Origin of the sequence: Gryllotalpicola kribbensis, assembly GCF_039538245.1 — a bacterium.
Classification (GTDB): domain Bacteria; phylum Actinomycetota; class Actinomycetes; order Actinomycetales; family Microbacteriaceae; genus Gryllotalpicola; species Gryllotalpicola kribbensis.
Genome location: NZ_BAABBX010000007.1, coordinates 1 through 15950, shown reverse-complemented (window position 1 = coordinate 15950; position 15950 = coordinate 1). Strand labels below are relative to the sequence as shown.

Annotated in this window: 18 protein-coding genes; 8 read left to right on the top strand and 10 right to left on the bottom strand. The window is 66.8% G+C overall.

The window, feature by feature from the left end:
• Nucleotides 1-2 precede the first annotated feature (2 nt).
• Both ABD716_RS05285 and ABD716_RS05280 read left to right on the top strand, forming a co-directional pair.
• Nucleotides 3-311 (top strand): metalloregulator ArsR/SmtB family transcription factor, encoded by a 309-nt coding sequence (locus ABD716_RS05285; protein WP_067200808.1) that lies wholly within the window; start codon nt 3-5, stop codon nt 309-311.
• A gap of 3 nt (nt 312-314) precedes the next feature.
• Complete coding sequence (locus tag ABD716_RS05280) at nt 315-1733, top strand: substrate-binding protein (RefSeq protein WP_344774556.1); 1419 nt, start codon at nt 315-317, stop codon at nt 1731-1733.
• A gap of 564 nt (nt 1734-2297) precedes the next feature.
• Here ABD716_RS05280 and ABD716_RS05275 read toward each other — a convergent pair.
• The 7 genes from ABD716_RS05275 to ABD716_RS05245 form a co-directional block, all read right to left on the bottom strand.
• Nucleotides 2298-2747 (bottom strand): DUF2269 family protein, encoded by a 450-nt coding sequence (locus tag ABD716_RS05275; RefSeq protein ID WP_344774554.1) that lies wholly within the window; start codon nt 2745-2747, stop codon nt 2298-2300.
• A gap of 14 nt (nt 2748-2761) precedes the next feature.
• Nucleotides 2762-3184, bottom strand: a complete 423-nt coding sequence (locus ABD716_RS05270; protein WP_344774552.1) for a COG4315 family predicted lipoprotein — start codon at nt 3182-3184, stop codon at nt 2762-2764.
• A gap of 158 nt (nt 3185-3342) precedes the next feature.
• Nucleotides 3343-4563, bottom strand: coding sequence for a Dyp-type peroxidase (locus ABD716_RS05265; RefSeq protein ID WP_344774550.1), 1221 nt, complete (start codon nt 4561-4563; stop codon nt 3343-3345).
• Complete coding sequence (locus ABD716_RS05260) at nt 4563-5345, bottom strand: hypothetical protein (protein ID WP_344774548.1); 783 nt, start codon at nt 5343-5345, stop codon at nt 4563-4565. The genes ABD716_RS05265 and ABD716_RS05260 overlap by 1 nt, the downstream gene beginning before the upstream one ends.
• Nucleotides 5342-6610, bottom strand: a complete 1269-nt coding sequence (locus ABD716_RS05255) for an ABC transporter ATP-binding protein (RefSeq protein ID WP_344774546.1) — start codon at nt 6608-6610, stop codon at nt 5342-5344. Before ABD716_RS05255 ends, ABD716_RS05260 begins: the two co-directional genes overlap by 4 nt.
• 79 nt (nt 6611-6689) lie before the next feature.
• Nucleotides 6690-6974 carry a hypothetical protein gene (locus ABD716_RS05250; protein WP_344774544.1) on the bottom strand — a complete coding sequence of 95 codons (285 nt, stop codon included), beginning with the start codon at nt 6972-6974 and terminating at the stop codon, nt 6690-6692.
• A 69-nt stretch (nt 6975-7043) separates the two neighbouring features.
• A complete protein-coding gene (locus tag ABD716_RS05245; protein WP_344774663.1) occupies nt 7044-7721 on the bottom strand; it encodes a DJ-1/PfpI family protein in 678 nt (225 codons plus the stop codon).
• Nucleotides 7722-7883: 162 nt separating this feature from the next.
• Here ABD716_RS05245 and ABD716_RS05240 point away from each other — a divergent pair, with 162 nt between their 5' ends.
• Nucleotides 7884-8855, top strand: a complete 972-nt coding sequence (locus ABD716_RS05240; protein ID WP_344774542.1) for a GlxA family transcriptional regulator — start codon at nt 7884-7886, stop codon at nt 8853-8855.
• 35 nt (nt 8856-8890) lie between these two features.
• Here the strand turns inward: ABD716_RS05240 and ABD716_RS05235 are convergent, their stop codons facing one another.
• Nucleotides 8891-9187 (bottom strand): helix-turn-helix domain-containing protein, encoded by a 297-nt coding sequence (locus ABD716_RS05235; RefSeq protein ID WP_344774540.1) that lies wholly within the window; start codon nt 9185-9187, stop codon nt 8891-8893.
• A 68-nt stretch (nt 9188-9255) separates the two neighbouring features.
• Between ABD716_RS05235 and map the strand changes: the two genes are divergently transcribed.
• Nucleotides 9256-10032 carry a type I methionyl aminopeptidase gene (gene map, locus ABD716_RS05230; RefSeq protein WP_344774538.1) on the top strand — a complete coding sequence of 259 codons (777 nt, stop codon included), beginning with the start codon at nt 9256-9258 and terminating at the stop codon, nt 10030-10032.
• Between the two features lie 40 nt (nt 10033-10072).
• On the opposite strand, the gene ABD716_RS05225 is transcribed toward map, so the two are convergent.
• Nucleotides 10073-11017, bottom strand: a complete 945-nt coding sequence (locus ABD716_RS05225; protein ID WP_344774536.1) for an NAD(P)/FAD-dependent oxidoreductase — start codon at nt 11015-11017, stop codon at nt 10073-10075.
• Nucleotides 11018-11063: 46 nt separating this feature from the next.
• Between ABD716_RS05225 and ABD716_RS05220 the strand changes: the two genes are divergently transcribed.
• The 3 genes from ABD716_RS05220 to ABD716_RS05210 all read left to right on the top strand — a co-directional run bounded on the left by ABD716_RS05220 (nt 11064) and on the right by ABD716_RS05210 (nt 12990).
• Nucleotides 11064-11645, top strand: a complete 582-nt coding sequence (locus ABD716_RS05220) for a helix-turn-helix domain-containing protein (RefSeq protein ID WP_344774534.1) — start codon at nt 11064-11066, stop codon at nt 11643-11645.
• A 200-nt stretch (nt 11646-11845) separates the two neighbouring features.
• Nucleotides 11846-12133 carry a hypothetical protein gene (locus tag ABD716_RS05215; protein ID WP_344774532.1) on the top strand — a complete coding sequence of 96 codons (288 nt, stop codon included), beginning with the start codon at nt 11846-11848 and terminating at the stop codon, nt 12131-12133.
• Nucleotides 12130-12990, top strand: a complete 861-nt coding sequence (locus ABD716_RS05210) for an alpha/beta fold hydrolase (RefSeq protein ID WP_344774530.1) — start codon at nt 12130-12132, stop codon at nt 12988-12990. The genes ABD716_RS05215 and ABD716_RS05210 overlap by 4 nt, the downstream gene beginning before the upstream one ends.
• 769 nt (nt 12991-13759) lie before the next feature.
• On the opposite strand, the gene ABD716_RS05205 is transcribed toward ABD716_RS05210, so the two are convergent.
• Entirely contained in the window at nt 13760-14635 is an 876-nt protein-coding gene (locus tag ABD716_RS05205) for a LysR family transcriptional regulator (RefSeq protein ID WP_344774528.1), read from the bottom strand.
• Nucleotides 14636-14734: 99 nt separating this feature from the next.
• Between ABD716_RS05205 and ABD716_RS05200 the strand changes: the two genes are divergently transcribed.
• On the top strand, nt 14735-15901 hold the full coding sequence (locus tag ABD716_RS05200) for an MFS transporter (RefSeq protein WP_344774525.1): 1167 nt from the start codon (nt 14735-14737) through the stop codon (nt 15899-15901).
• Nucleotides 15902-15950: the final 49 nt, after the last annotated feature.

Sequence of the window (15950 nt, the reverse complement as noted above, 5' to 3'; positions counted from 1 at the left end):
GAATGGGGCAGAACCAGGTGTTCACCGCGGTCGCGGATCCGACGCGACGCGCGATCCTCACGACTCTGCGGGAGCGCGATGAGATCTCGGTCGGCGAGATCGCGGAGCTCTTCCCCGGTATGACGCGCGCGGCCGTGTCGGCGCATCTGCGGGTGCTGCGGGACTCGGATCTCGTCGCCGAAGAGCGCCGCGGCCAGCGGCGCATGTATCGTCTCGGCCCCAACCGGGCCGACGAGATCATCCAGTTCTTGATGAAGGTCTACGCCGACGGCGTTGAGGCCTTCGTCCGAAACAACCAGACCGGCGAGTGAGCGATGGCCGAGGAGTTGTCGTTCGTCGTGGGGAGCTCCTCGCCCCGCAGTCCTGCCGAGCTGTGGTCGGCGCTACGCACGGGGGCGGCGAGCGGATGGCCGATGCTCCGCGAGTGCCGTCGCGTGGAGCGCGGCGCGCCGGTCATGTTCGACATCCCGCAGCCCGACGGCTCGGCGGTGCGCTGCGCCGGTCGCATCGTCGGGCTCGAAGAGAACCGCTCCCTCACGATCGCTCAGGAGACGCCGTGGGTGGGACGCGTGAAGCTGGTCCTTCACCCCGAAGAGTCCGGCACACGCTTGAGCGTGCTCGTCACGGTCGAGCAGGCCGGCGTCGAGTGGCTCGCCGACCGCGGTTCGTCGGGGGCGCTGCGTTCTTCCGGAATCGCCCACATCGACGTCCGCATAGGCCTCCTCGTCTCGCTCTCGGGCGCGGCGGGGCTGATGGGCCGGAGCATCGTCAACGGTGCCGCGCTGGCAATCGAGGACGTGAACGCGGACGGCGCGTTCGGTCGCCGCACCGCCCGACTTTTTGTCGAGGACGACCGCACGAGCCCGGAACGCGCACTGTCGGCCTACCGGCGCCTGGTGGAGGAGCACGCCTGCGACGTGGTGATCGCCAGCATCTCCTCCGCCGCGATGCAGACCGTGCGTCCCTATGCGGTGGCGACAGGCAGGCTCGTCCTCAACACCGCGATGGCGGAGCGCCGCACCGGTCCGCGACGGAACTTCATCGACCTCGGCGAATCGCCGCTCGAGCAGCTGCGGCGGGCCATCCCGGAGACCATGACCGCCGCGGGCGCGTCGAACTGGTACCTCGTCGGCAACGACTACGTGTGGCCGCGGACCGTCTCCGCGGTCGCACGGAGGCTGATCACGCAGCACGGCGGACGCATCAGCGGCACGGCATTCGCACCGATCGGATCGTCGGGATTCGATCGGATCCTGGACGACATCGGCGCCGGCGACGGGGATCTCATCCTCTCCTCGTTCATCGGCGAGGATGCCATCCGATTCGAGCGCACCTTCCATGCCCAAGGTCTTCGCAGCTCGTTCCGCACCCTGGCCACGAACTTCGACCAGGCGCAGCTCGACCATCTGGGCACGGGCGTCGCGGCGGGCATCCTCGTCAGCAACGACCACGCCGGACTGATCGGGCTGGGCAGCGACCTCGGTATCCGCTACCGCCGCCGTTTCGGTCTCACGTCGGCGCCGCTGACGAGCCTCGCGGTCAACGCCTACAACGGAATCCGCCTCTACGCCCAGGCCGCTGCCGCAGCACGTACCCTCGACCCGTCGATGATCGGACGCCGGATCCGCGCCGGCGGGGTCGGAACCGAGACGGCACGGCGCAGAGCCACGGGACGCTTCGCCGCCGCATCTCTGGCGGAGGTCACCTCCCACGGCATCCGCCCCGTCGCGTAGCTGGACCGCGCGGCGCTCGTCCACACGGGGGACGACACGTCGTCACCGCCTGTTTCCGAGGTGTCGGGGACGTTCTTCCTGACGTGGGCTCATCGTGCCAGCGTATGGCGCTCAGTCCGCATTTCGTTGGAGACCGGCCTCGTTGGTGTGAGTTCGAGGCGCGATGCGGGCCGGCGGAAGTCCATCTTGACCCGCGAGCGAAGGCGCTTGGATCCACCTTGCCGCCTTGTAATTGAAGTCCCTCCGTTGGCTCGAAGTTCCTCTCGGCGAACCTCACCTCGATGAGCAGATTGGTGGCATCGACAGACTCCTTCGCGAAGTTCCTCTGCGTCGTTCCTGCATGAAGATCCTGCGATTGCGCCTGACCACGAGACAGTCGAGGTGGTGCACGGTTCAGATAAGGCGAAGATCACGGCGGAGTCTCACGTTTCTGTCCGAGGTGCTATGGCGCCGTATATGGCGCAAGTGTGTTCGACGCAGGCCGTTCCGCAGGAAAGCGCACCCCTGCACAGCGGCTCGCGGGTCTGATGCTCCTATTGCGTGTCAAGCGGCGGCCGCGTTCCGTCATCCGCCTGCCCCGGGTTTCAGGATCATGAGGACGAGGATGGCGAACCAAATCGAGTTGAGGATTCCTGCTGCTGCGCCGGCGCGGCGGCGGGTGCTCGGTTCGTGTCGTGGATCCGCCAGCATCCGTCGCTGTGCGGGGATGATGACCCAGATCAGCAGGGCTCCGCCGATGAGGGAGAGGGCAACGGAGAGGATGATCCATAGTTCGTCCAGCCTGCCGAGGACTACGGCGAGGGTGATGCCGACGGCGGGCGGGATGATCGCGAGGCGTCCGTACACCTTCGTGATCCGGTGCATTGCGAGCGCGACAGGGTGTGCGTCGTGGGACTTGTCGTCGACGTCAGGGTCCGGTGCGGCGTACCGAGGGAAGAGGCTGACGGAGATCGTGAGTGCGCCGATGAAGACGATCGCGGTGGCGATGTGCACGATGAGCAAGAAGTAGGCCATGGCTTGTTGTGGGGTTATGGGATCAGGGGCTGGCCGTCGGGTTGCATGACGTACCACACGCCTCCGTTGAGGTAGGTGTTCTGTCCGCGCGCATCTCCGGGGTTCTTGTCGGCTGTGTAGCCGTAGAGCGGCCAACCGTTGTAGGTGATGACTTCACCACCGGCGGGGTTTGGCAGTGTGCTGATGAGCGAGGCGTCGATGCCGTCTCCCGCGGTTGGGGTACCGCCGTCGATCGCGCGTAGCGGGGGCCATCTGTTGGCGCACGTGAAGGTGCAGGTCACCGTCTGGGCGGCGTCCGGTTCGAAGACGTACAGGACGAAGCCTTCACCGTCGACGAGAACGTCACCGAGCCCTGGCAACTTGGCGATCGTGATGGCGGATGCGCGTGACTCGTCGTGTTCCGAGGGTGCGCTCGTGCATCCGCTGCCGGTCAGCACGAGAACGATGGCGGCAGCGGCCGCGGAGAAGCGGGTTGTCAGAGATCTCATCCCTTGGTGTGTCCTCATGGTCGATGTGGTCCTCGCGTGTCCGGGTCTGGTGACGCGGCAGGACCGTGCGCGGGGTTTCGCTGGTGCGCTGGTTGGTGCCGAGCGTGTCACGACAGCAGCTCTCGTCCGTACCAGTCGTCGGAGTCCTGGACGCCGGGGAAGACGGCGAACAGTGAGCTCGACGTGGCGATCACGAACCGGTTCAGCGCGTCGCTGTCCGCGAGACGCTGCTGCACAGGGATGAAACTGGTGGTGGGGTCGGACTGATAGGACACGAAGATCAGCCCGGCATCCTCATCGCCCATCGTGCTGTCGAACTGCCCGGTGGAGTAGGAGTACGACCGCCGCAGCATCTCCTCGCCAGCGCCGCGGCGGGGTGCGGCCAGCCGGATGTGCGCGTCGAGCGGAATCAGGGGAGCGCCGGAAGCGTCTGTCGCATCCAGGTCGACCGGATCCTGCTCCTGACGGGAACCGATCGGGGCGCCGGTATCCAGATGCCTGCCGATCGTACGGTCCTGCGTGCCGCGTGGCGTGTCTTCCCACGCACCCAGGAGCATGCGGAACCGCCGGATCGCGACATAGCTTCCCCCGATCAGCCATCGGGGTCCGGCGTCCTTCACCCAGACAGCTCCGCCTTCGGTGGCCCGGCTGGCGGCGATGTTGTTGGTGCCATCGATCTGGCCCATGAGGTTGCGGCCGTTGCGCGGTGTGCTGTCGGCATCCGCGTTACGGAAACCGCTGAACTGCCATCGCGGCGTCAACGCGGCCGCTGCCGATTGCCGCACTGCGCGAACCGCGCCGGCGAGGTAGACGCGGTCCGCTGAGCACAACTGGACGAACATGTGCCCGAACGACATGCGTTCGTCGATCTGGTCGCCGGGAAAGACGGGATGATCGACAAGCGGTGCGGGGCGCTCAGCGCCGAGCGCATCCAGTCCCGGGCCGCTGATCCCGACGGTCATGGTGAACCGGCCAGGTTCGGTTCCCACCGAGACGAGCGATTCATCTGCCGAGGTGTCGCCCATTGCGAGCGCGGCTGAGATCATCGTCCACTTCTTCATGACTTCGGCGACGGCACCGCGGCTGGTGCCTGGCGCGAGGTCGAATCCGAGGAACGCTGCTTGGGCAGGCGGTGGTTCGGCGATGCCAGGCTGGTGGATGCCGTAGAAGGGAACCGTGGTCTGCGTATCGGGTTCCGCATCCGACACGGTCTCCGGGTTAACGGCGATGGTCAGCAGTGTTCCGGCGGCCACGCCTGCGGCTGCGGCTCCGAGGCTGGCGGCGCCTCCGATGAGGAACGCGCGACGGCTGGTGTGGTGCTCGGCCATCAGTCGGTCACGTTCCGGTTCATGACCAGCCCGAATGCGCCCGCGGTGAACGCGACGGTCAGCACGATCGTGGCAATCAGTGACGGGAGGTAGAGGTTCCCGTTGAGGCCGGATGTCGCGACGGTGCTGAATGCGCTCGCAGGCATGAGACCTTGGCCGAATGGTGCGGCGGCATTGATCATGTCCTCGAAGAGCGCGTACACCAGCGCAACGGTGAGCGCCGCGATCGACGAACGTAGCCAGAGCGCGAGTGTCGCACCCGCCAGCGCGAACGCGACCATGCCGAGTGCGAGGTTCGCGGTCGCGCCGGCTGCGCCGCCGAGCCCGCGCAACCATTCGCCGGTGTCGACTCCCCAGATCGCTGCGCACACGTAGCCGGAGGCGACAGCGGTGAGCGCTCCGATGAGCGCGCAGGCGATCGCCGCAGTCGCCAGAGCAGCCCAGTTTCCCAGGAGCCAAGTCGAACGGCGCGGCTGCACGACGAACTGCATCCGCACAAGACCGGACGAGTATTGGCCGGTGACGTGCAGGATGGACGCGGCGAGCACGACCAGGCCCGTGACCATGACCGGCCTGCCGACGAACTGCACCAGCGCGTCGGGGTCGGCGAGGTCGGCGAGCAGGGTGGGAGGGTCCGTGAAACGCGATCCTCCGGGCGCGGCTGCGGTCGAGAAGGTAAACACGATCGACATCGCGGAGAACACGACGATCGCCGCCAGCAGAGGCCACACGATCGTCGGACGCTTGAGCATCGTCCACGCGGACGAGAACGCACCGATCACGTCGGCACCTCCAGATCCTCTTCGTCGTTTCCTGCACAGGCATGGGCGTCAGAGGTGGCGCGTGTGGATGTCAGGTGCAGGAACGCCTGCTCCAGCGTGGGCCGTTCTGCGGTGATCTCCGTGAGCGTTGTCCCGGCCTTCTGCGCGAGGCGATTGAGGACAGCGCCGTGGCCGGTATCGGCGGTGACTCGTATGGCGTCCCGGTCAAGCGCAACCGCGTATCCCGCGTCGACGAAGGCGGCTGCCGCTGCGTCACGCTCAGATGGACCGGCTGCACGGCACAGGACGGTCTCGGGGATCATCCGACGCATCTGCGCCGGAGTGCCCTGGAAGATCACGCGTCCGCGATCCATCGCGATGAGGTGATCGCAGAGTTCCTCGACCTCGTCGAGCGCGTGCGTCGCAAGGATGACTGTCTTGCCTTCGGCAGACAGTTCCCGCAAGAACACGCGCAGGTCCGATTTCCCGCGAGGGTCCAGACCGTTCGTCGGTTCGTCGAGGATCACGATGTCCGGGTCTGCCAGGAGAGCTGCCGCCAGACCGATCCGCTGCTTCATGCCCAGCGAGAAGGTCCCCACCGAACGATGCCCCGCCGAGGTCATCTCGACACGTTCCAGTGCCTGATCTGCGACAGCAGGTTGCCATCCGGCCAAGCGAGTGAGGACGAGCAGGTTGTCCCTGGCGGTGAGGCTGGGCAGCAGTCCCGGAGAGTCGATCAGCACACCCATCCGTGCGGCGGCACCGGACGGGTCGTCTGCGGTGAGGATGCTGCCGCTCGACGGTGCCACCAGCGCGCACATGAGCCGCAGCGCCGTGGTCTTTCCCGCACCGTTCGGTCCGACCAGCCCGGTGATCGTCCCGCGCGGCACGGCGAAACTCAGTGGGCCGATCCGCGTGTCGCTGGACAGTGTTGCAGTGACACGGTCAGCGATGACGATCGCCAGTCTGCGTTGGTCATCCGTGAGATCCAGCGCCGACGGGGGCTCGTCTGCCGGGGCCGGAGTATGTCGGTGTGCCCGCCAGAGGGCGAGGACGCCGCCGACACCGGGGACGGCCGCGAGCCACTTCGAGGCGCGGGGTAGCGGAAGGAACAGCGCCAGCAGGATCGTCGACACATAGAAGAGGCCGTGCAGCGGTCCGCCTGTCGAGGTCACGACAGGAAGGTGAACAGTGAACCTGTTGATGAGGATGGCGGCCAGCGAGATCAGTTCCAGAGCGGACAGGACCCGCAGAACAACCATTGCGGGTGAACGATTGAGCTTCATGCGCGACCAACCTCGCTCCCGTTCGCCCAGGATGATCCGGCCACCGGTGTGGACGTGCCGAGTAAGCGGATGGGCGCACTCATGCGGTGATTCTTCGCCCGGTGACACGGGTGCGTGGGAGGCGTCCCGCGCGAGATTCTCCGGCGAGGGTGCCTCCGGTGATGGTGACGTCGTATTCGAGATTGAGTCGGAGTGGCCTGGTGATCTGCTGCCGCCAGGTGACGCGCGGGCCGTCCGGGGTGTCCCGTGTGACAAGATCGGTCAGGGCGACGGCTTCGCCCGCGCCGTTCGCTGTCCCGGTGACCACACCGTCGTGTTCTTCGAAGTGGTAGTCGGCTTCGATGGTCCCGATGGGGGTCTTCATCTGGAGCCGCCAGTCGCCGCAGATAGGGTTCATACGCTTCGGTGTTCCTTTCGTTCTCCGGTCTGGGCGTCAGGCCGCGGGGATCGCGGGCACCGTGGCTGGGGCTGTCCCTTCGGCACGCCAGACGGTGCCGCGCCGCTCGTACTCGAACAGGCCCTCGACGGCGTGGGCGATCCGGGGCCCGAACTGCCTATCCAGCAGGTAGAGCGCCAGATCGAGCCCGGAGGTGACGCCTCCAGCGGTGACGAGGTCGCCGTCGTCGACAACGCGGGCGTTCACCGCCGTCGCGCCGGTTGCGTCGAGCAGCGGCATCCCGAGGGCGTGGGTGACGACGTTGCGGCCTTCGAGGAGCCCACCCATCGCGAGCGCGAGCGAGCCGCCGCACACTGCCGCGACCAAAACGTCGGGGTTGTGCATTGCTTCGGCGATGAGCGGGATCGCGCCGGTCGCCGCGAACCGAGCCAAGAGGACCGGGATCGTCTCGGCGCCCTGGTCGGGGTCGCCGTCAACGGGCCCGGACGCGCCAGGCACGACAATGATCCCCGGTCGATGCGGGTCAAGCGACGCGGTCGCTCGGAGCGTGAGGCCCTGCGAGCCGGAGACGACGTCGCGGGCGCCTTCCGCGCTGACCAGGGCGATGTCGAGCGCGTTGTCGAGGAAGTACTCGCTGCCGGCGACGAACACCTCGAACGGTGCGATCACGTCGAGTGGATCGAACCCGTCGAACAGCACGATCTGCACAGGCATCGACACGAGAACTCCTCTGCGTTGGCGGAAACGGCGGCGTCGCTACCAAGTCTCGGGCCCGCCCAGATCCGACACAATCGGCCTGATAGCCAATGACCGCCGGAATCTGGCCACATGGCCTGACGGGCACTATCACATGAAGATGCCCAGTAACATTGCGGCATGCACACGGTCGTCGCGCTCGCCCTTCCCGATGCGATTGCGTTCGATCTGGCCACTGCGGTGGAGACGTTCGGTCGCGTGACACTCCCGGACGGGCGCCCCGCATACCGGGTGATCGTCGCCGGGACAGCGCCCACGGTCGACGCCGGCCCCCTTCGGATCGCCACCGGCGTGGGTCTGGAGGCGCTGGAGCGTGCGGACACGATCATCGTCCCCGGACGCAATGAAGCGGCAGCCCCCGTCCCGGACGGTGTCGCGGAAGCGCTGCGTGCGGCCGCGGCGGCGGGAACGCGCATCGCCTCGATCTGTGTGGGGGCGTTCGTACTCGCGGAGACAGGGCTTCTTGACGGGCAGCGTGCGACAACCCACTGGCTTGCCACCGACCTGCTCGCGCGACGATACCCGCGGGTGATCGTGGAACCGGAGGTGCTTTACACCGACAACGGGCGGATCCTCACCTCGGCGGGAGCTGCCGCGGGACTGGACCTGTGCCTCCACATGATCCGACGTGACCTCGGTGCGGCGGTTGCCGCCCACGCCTCACGGCTCGCGGTCGCACCACTGCACCGCACAGGAGGACAGGCGCAGTTCATCGTCCGGAACCCGCCCACCTACCGCACCGCCACCCTGGAAGACGTCTTGGTCTGGATCGAGGAGAACGCCCACCGCCCGCTCACGCTCGCCGGCATCGCCACAGCAGCTCACACGAGCATTCGCACCCTGACCCGCCGTTTCCACCAGGAGACCGGACAGGCCCCCATGGAATGGGTCACCGGCGTTCGCATCCGGCACGCGCAGGAACTGCTGGAGACCACCGACCACAGCATCGAACGCATCGCCCGACAGGTCGGCTTCAGCAGCCCGAGCACCTTCCGCGAACAGTTCCGCCGCGCCGCCCAAGTGACTCCCAGCGAATACCGTGCAACATTCTCCGGCTACCCACCACACGACAACGACAAGACGACCCGATGAACACCGCGGGCCAGCAGGCTTGCACGCCGTGGTCGTCAGCGCGACGCCAACGCAGGCGCTGACGTCCGCGCCTGCGGGGGCGCTCCGTGAAGTGTGCTGATCTCGGCCCACAGGTCATCGAGCGACAGACCAAGCACGATAGCGACCGCAGCGACGGTGGGGAACGCTGGCGTGGCGACCCTACCGGTCTCGATCTTGCGCAACGTCTCCGGAGAGATGCCCGCCTCGACCGCGACGTCGAGGATCGAACGGGAACCGCGCGCGAGACGGAGCAGTTCCCCGAGGCGCTGCCCGCGCTCCACGTCCTCTCTGGTGAGCGGCAACCTGACCATGACACCAATACTAATCCCGGTATATACTTACCGGGATAGTTATTGGGTTGTTGGTGGGAAGGTGCCGGATGATCGAGATCCTCACCCCGAGCGAGCTGGACCGGGCGCGAGTCACAGGCCGGGTTGTCGGCGACATCCTGCGGAGCCTCAAAGCCCGGTGCCGGGTGGGGACGAACCTGCTCGACATCGACCAGTGGGCGCGGGAGATGATCGACGCGGCGGGAGCGGCCTCGTGCTACGTCGACTATGCGCCGTCGTTCGGGCGCGGGCCCTTCGGGCACTACATCTGCACCGCGGTCAACGACGCAGTGCTGCACGGCATGCCTCACGACTACCGCCTGGCGGACGGGGATCTGCTCACCCTCGACCTGGCAGTAAAGAAAGATGGGGTCGCGGCGGATGCGGCGATCAGCTTCATCGTGGGCGAGACCCGCAACCCGGAGGATGTGGCGATGATCGACGCCACCGAACGCGCGCTGGCCGCGGGGATCGCCGCCGCGACCCCGGGGGCGCGATTGGGGGATCTCTCGCACGCGATCGAGCAGGTGCTGTCGGGTGCGGGATACCTGATCAATACCGAGTTCGGTGGTCACGGCATCGGATCGACGATGCACCAGGACCCGCACGTGTCCAACAAGGGACGACCCGGCCGAGGATACCGGCTGCGACCGGGGCTGCTGCTGGCCTTGGAGCCGTGGGTGATGGCCGACACCGATCGGCTCATCACCGACCCGGACGACGGGTGGACGCTGCGCAGCGCAACCGGATGTCGCACCGCCCACACCGAGCACACCATCGCGATCACCGACCATGGCGCCGAGATCCTCACCCTCCCACAGCCATAGATGCCCCGGCAGCGTCACCCGCCGCTACCCGCGTGCGCGGTCAGGACACCCGCGCAGGCGTGGTGAGGGCGGTATCCGTGTCCTCTTTGGCGAGTCGGGCGTTGACGACGCCACCGGTGATGGACCCGGCTCCGAGTGACATCGCCACGTTCGCGCCAGGGTCGACGACGTTCCCGGCAGCCCAGATGCGTTCGTGGCTGGTCTGACTGGTGCGGTCGACGCTGAGGAACGAGCCGACGGGAGTCTCGACGCGGTCGAGGTCCAGCCCGGCGACGAACTCGTCATGCGGGTGCAGGGTGCCCGCGGTGAAGATCGCATCGACGGAGGTGGTGCGGCCGTCCGCAAGCGCGACCTGTGAGATCGCGGGGGCGGGTCCGTGGATCTCGGTGACGGGTGTCGGTTCGATCCGGATGCCGCGCGCGGCCAGGCGCTTCTCGTCGTCGGGGGAGAGGTCGCCTGCGCCTGCGGAGAAGAAGGTGATCTTGTCGCTGAGCTGTCGCACGAGCTCAACCTGGTGCAGGGCGAGCGGCGAGGTGGCAAGCACGCCCAGGTGCTGGCTGCGAACCTCCCACCCATGACAGTACGGGCAGTGCAGCACCGTCTTGCCCCACCGCTCGGCCAGCCCGCCGATCGGGGGCAGGTCGTCCCGCAGCCCGGTGGCGATGACCAGTGCACGCGCACGGTGGACGGAACCATCATCCGCGGTCACCAGTACCCCGGCGGGGATGTTGGTGACCTCCCGCACGGTCCCGTCACGGAAGACCGCCCCGTAGCCCTCGGCTTCGGCGCGCCCGCGCCGACGCAACTCGGACGGGGGGAGCCCGTCATGGCCGAGTACGCCGTGCATGTGCGCGGCGAAACGATTGCGCCCACTACCCGCATCGATCACCAGCACGCGCCGGCGAGAGCGTCCGAGCATCACCGCCGCGGTCAACCCTGCCGGACCGGCGCCGGCGATCACTGCATCCAAAAGTTGTTCTGCCATACCGGCATCCTCCGGCTAGGTCTGGCAGAATAGCAAGAATGTTTGCATGTATGGCAAAGAAGGGGAGGCGGACATGGAGAGCGCACGGATCGGGTCGAGGCTGCGTGCGATCCGCCGATCACAGGGTCTGACCCTGGAGGAACTGGCCGTATCCGCAGGCATGTCGGTAAGCACGCTTTCGCGTCTGGAATCGGGTAAACGTCAGGCGAATCTCGAACTGCTCTTACCATTGACGCGACGGCTCGGCATCCGAGTCGACGATCTGGTCGCCGACGAACGTCCCGACCCGCGGGTGCGCAGGCCGCCGATCCACCGCGATGGCCTGGTCATCGTCCCCCTGGCCCCCGAACATGCACCGGTCATGACCTACCGCATCACCTACCCACCACGGGCGCAGGCGCCCGAGCCGCGGGTGCACGAGGGTTATGAGTGGATCTATGTGCTTAGCGGTCGGCTCCGGCTTATTCTCGGGGACCAGGAACTCATTCTCGAACCGGGCGAAGCCGCGGAGTTTGACACCCGCACTCCCCACAGCATGAGCGCCGCAGGATCAGGCAGCGCCGAAGCGATCAGCATCTTCAACCGCGACGGCGCCAAGATCCACACCCACACCACCCCACAGGAATAGGCCCTCGGGTGATTGAACCGCCCCGGGTGTGATGGAGGCTCTTAAATCTGGGAAGGATGAGAGTCATGGCAGCACCGAGTGTCAACGACGGCTGAAATCTGACCCCTTTTCGTCGCGCGGGTTCTAGGGTTCGTCGCAACACCCGAGTTGGAATGAGGGGGTGAGCGATGGCTCGCAGGGGCCGGAAGCGCCGGGTGGGCGTGGAGGATGAGTACTGGAAGTTGATCGGCGAGGGCGTCGGCACGGTCGAGGCGTGCAAGCTCGTCGGCATTGGTCGCAAGACCGGGTATCGGTGGCGTGCCGAGCGGAACGGAGTCGCGCCGGAGCGGCAACCTGAGCAGGTGCACTCTTCGCGTTACCTCTCCCTGCTGGATCGTCAGCGGATCGCGACGTTGAAAGCGCGCGATCTCTCGATCCGAGTTGCGGAGCACTGGGAGGTCATAGAGCCCGCGGGGTTCTTCGCCGCGGTCTCGGGGGAGGACGCATGACCACGCGCACCGAGGCCGTCCGTTCCATCGGCGGTGTCCGAGTCGACGTCCACATCACCGCTGGCGCGCGCGGGGCCGAGCTGCCTCCCCTAGTCCTGCTCCACGGAGTCGGCACGAGCGCGCTCAGCTACGAGTGGCTGCTTCCGCGGGTGCCCGAGCGTGATGTGTACCGGGTGGACTTCCGCGGCCACGGTACGTCCGAACGCGCGCCGGGCACCTACACGCTCGAGTACTACTGCGAAGACGCGGTGCGCGTCCTGAGCGAGGTGGTCAAGCGCCCCGCCGTCGTCGCGGGATTCTCCCTCGGCGGGATGGTCGCCTGGACCCTGGCGCAGCGGGTGCCTGAACTGCTCGTCGGGGTGCTGCTGGAGGATCCGGTGATGTTTCGTGACCCGGACTGGGCGACGAGCGGCATGCCGGAGTTCCTGCAGTGGACCATCGACCAGGAGATCAGCTGGGAACAGCGAGGGCTGAGTGTCGACGAGGCCGCCGTCGAGCTGGCCGCCAACAGTGCCGGCCCCGGGGTGACGATGGGCGACATCCTCTACCCGGACGCCGTGGTCGCGCTCGCCAAGGGCACCATCCTCCGTGATCGCGGCACCATGCAGGCGGCGATCGACGGCACCATGCCGAATGGGGTCGACATCGCCGCACCGCTGCGTGTCCCCGCTGTAATCATGGCGGCCTCGGCGGACGTCTCCGGAGTGTCTGCCGCTGACGAGGCGACGCTGGCGCGCACCCACCCCGAGATCGCGATACACCGCGTCGAGACCGGACACGATATCCACAATTCGTTCGCCGGACGCGACCTCTATGTGCGCCTGCTGCGTGAGTTCCTCGACGAGTATGCCAGGTGAATCATAGAGATGATAGGTGCGTGGGGAGCCGAACCCCTTTCGCCGCGGTTGCGGATTCTCTATGCCCGGCATGGCACCTCAGGGCCTTCGTCGGATGGCGCTCGATCTCCGCAAGGTGCCCGGGAGGCAGCCCGTCGAAGTCGCCCCTCCTAGGGCCCACGGGTTTGGTTCCACCTCGCGAATGGTTGCACTGCCGGGGCTTGCGGGCTCTGGGTTGAGTTGGACACTGTCCTCGCACGGACCGCGAGGCGGCGAGCAACCCCAGCACGTTCTCGATCAGCACGTACTCGGGGTGCAGCGCCACCACGGCGGTCGCTATGTGCGCCCAAGAGCTGGAGCGCGCACGGTGTGCGAGCCTGGCCATGTTCCCGACTGTGGATACGTCCTGGCAGAGGTCCCCGGGGAGCACATCTGACCGGCAGAAGGTCGCGCCAGTCGATGGGTCATATCTCGGAGGTTCGGGGCGTCGGCCAGTAGTGGGCGAAGATGCAGGCGATGGGTTCGTCGATGTCCGAGAGCCACACGGTGCGGACGCCGAAGAGCTCCTCCACAACCAGGTCGAGTCAGTCGCACCTCTCGCACCGACCGTCTGCTCTCTCAGTTGTCGTCGGAGCCGCGCCTCAGAGTCGCCACGCCTCAGAGCACCACGCCTCTTGCAGATCGAGGGCTACCGCTGTCGAGATTAGGAATCGTCCAGGCGTGAGGACGGGTCACCTTGGCCGGGCCGAGATCTTCCTCATGACCGCGGGGCCGGTCTGCGGCGTTCACTTTACGAGGCGTCGCCGATGATGGCCCGGGCAAGTTCGCTGGCGGCGCGGCTTATTCGCAAGTGATTGGGCTGCGCTAATTGGAAGGCCCACTCCAGGTGCTCGTGCAAGCGAACGGCGGTGATGGTTGCATCGATGGCGCTGACGGGAAGGATCGTGACACCGAGATTGCGGGCCACGAGCGTTCGGGCGAGTGCGAAGTCGGTCACCTCGGTGCGGATGGTGCGGGTCAGGCGTGCAGAGGCGAAGGCCTGGTCCACCGTGGCGCGATTCCCCCACCCGGTGGGGTACTCGATGAACGGTTCAGCGGCGAGTTCGGTGATCGAGACTTCAACCGCGTCTGCGAGCCGGTGATCGGGCGAGCACGCCAGCACCATCGGTTCGCGGTGGATCTCTGTGAGCGCAAGTCCTGGCAGGTCCGTTGCAGAGACGGAGACTAGCGCGAGATCGAGGCTGCCCGAACGCACTTCCTCCAGCGAGGTCACCGACCCTGAGATCGTCTGCCGCAGATGCACCTCGACCCTCGGATGAGCGACAGCGAATCGCTGAAGGACGGCGGCGAGGTCCCATGGGCCGGTGAGCGCGAGCGTCCCCAGCCGCACTGTCCCGACGAGTTGTCCACGTGCGCCTGCGACTGCGTCCTTCGCGGACTGAATCGCGGCAAGCACATCACGGGCATGCGGCAGGAGTGCCGCTCCTTCTGCGGTCAGATCGAGTCGGTGATACCCGCGGGCGAACAGGCGTGCACCGAGTTCACGTTCTAGTTGCGCGATTGCGGCCGAAGCCGCCGACTGCACTACCCCGGCCCGCTGCGCTCCCTGCGTGAAGCTGCCGGTCTCCGCGACCGCCAGGAAGTATGCCAACTGGTGCGGCTGCATCCCTCACCTCGCTCCCCGAAAGCAGCATCATCAATGCCGATGCTATCCAGCAGATGAATTCGTTAGACATGATACCGACGGCTCCGGAGCATGGATTGCGTGACTGTGTCTGCTCCCTCTCTGCAACATCGCGGCGCCTCCCGGCATCACGCGCGCGGCTTCTGGCTGATTGCGTACGTCTTCGCCATCACCCTTGCTGCGGCCGGTGCGCCGACACCGCTGTATGTTCTGTACCAGCAAGAGCAGGGCTTCGGGTCGTTCGTCTTGACGATCATCTTCGCCGCCTACGCCGTCGGCGTCGCCCTCAGCCTCTACCTCGCGGGCCATCTTTCCGACAAGCTCGGCCGACGCCGCATCCTTGCACCTGCCGTGCTGCTGAATGTGCTTGCGCTGCTGATCTTCCTCAGCACCCATGACCTCGGATGGGTTCTGGTCGCTCGATTCATCGCCGGGCTTGGTATCGGGATGCTCACCGCCACCGCGACCGCACATCTCAGCGAACTGCATCGCACTGCCCGCCCGGACGCAGCGTCGACGCTGGCGACCGCAGTCGGGACGATCGCCAACCTCCTCGGTATCGGCCTTGGCCCCCTGATCGCCGGGTCCATCGCCGACTCCCTGCCGGATCCGCTGTTCACGCCGTACATGGTCTTCGCGTTCCTGACCGTTGTCGCCTTGCTTGGCCTGGTGCTTGTGCCAGAGACCGTCGACGCCATCGAATGGCGCTACCGCCCGCAGAAGATCGCCGTACCGGACGAAGCGCGCTCAGCCTTCTGGGCGGCCGGCGCCGTGTCGTTCGTCGGTTTCGCGGTCTTCGGCTTCTTCAACTCACTCGCACCGTCATTCCTCGTGACCAACCTGCACGAGAACTCACGGTCCGCCTCCGGCCTGCTCGCCTTCCTCGTCTTCGGTACCGGAGCGCTCGCTCAGGCCCTCACGGTCCGCTGGAAGTCTGCACGACTGTACTCGGTGGGCCTCAGTGTGATGCCTGTCGGCATCACACTCGTTGTCGCTGCTATCCTGACCTCGTCGCTCTGGCTCATCCTCGGCGCTGGAACCATCGTCGGCATCGGAGCAGGGCTCGCCTGCCGCGGCGCGATCACGGCGGTTATCGAGGCCGCGCCACCCGCTGCCCGCGCCGAGGCGCTCGCCGGACTGTTCCTGATCTCTTACCTCGGCATGGCCGGTCCTGTCGTCCTGCTCGGTCTGCTGCTCCAGTTCGCACCCACCGGGCCTTCGGCTGTCGCCTTGGGACTGTCGGTTTAACGGTGTGTGAGGGTCCGGCCTGATCCGAGAGGAGACGGCCGTGTCGGAC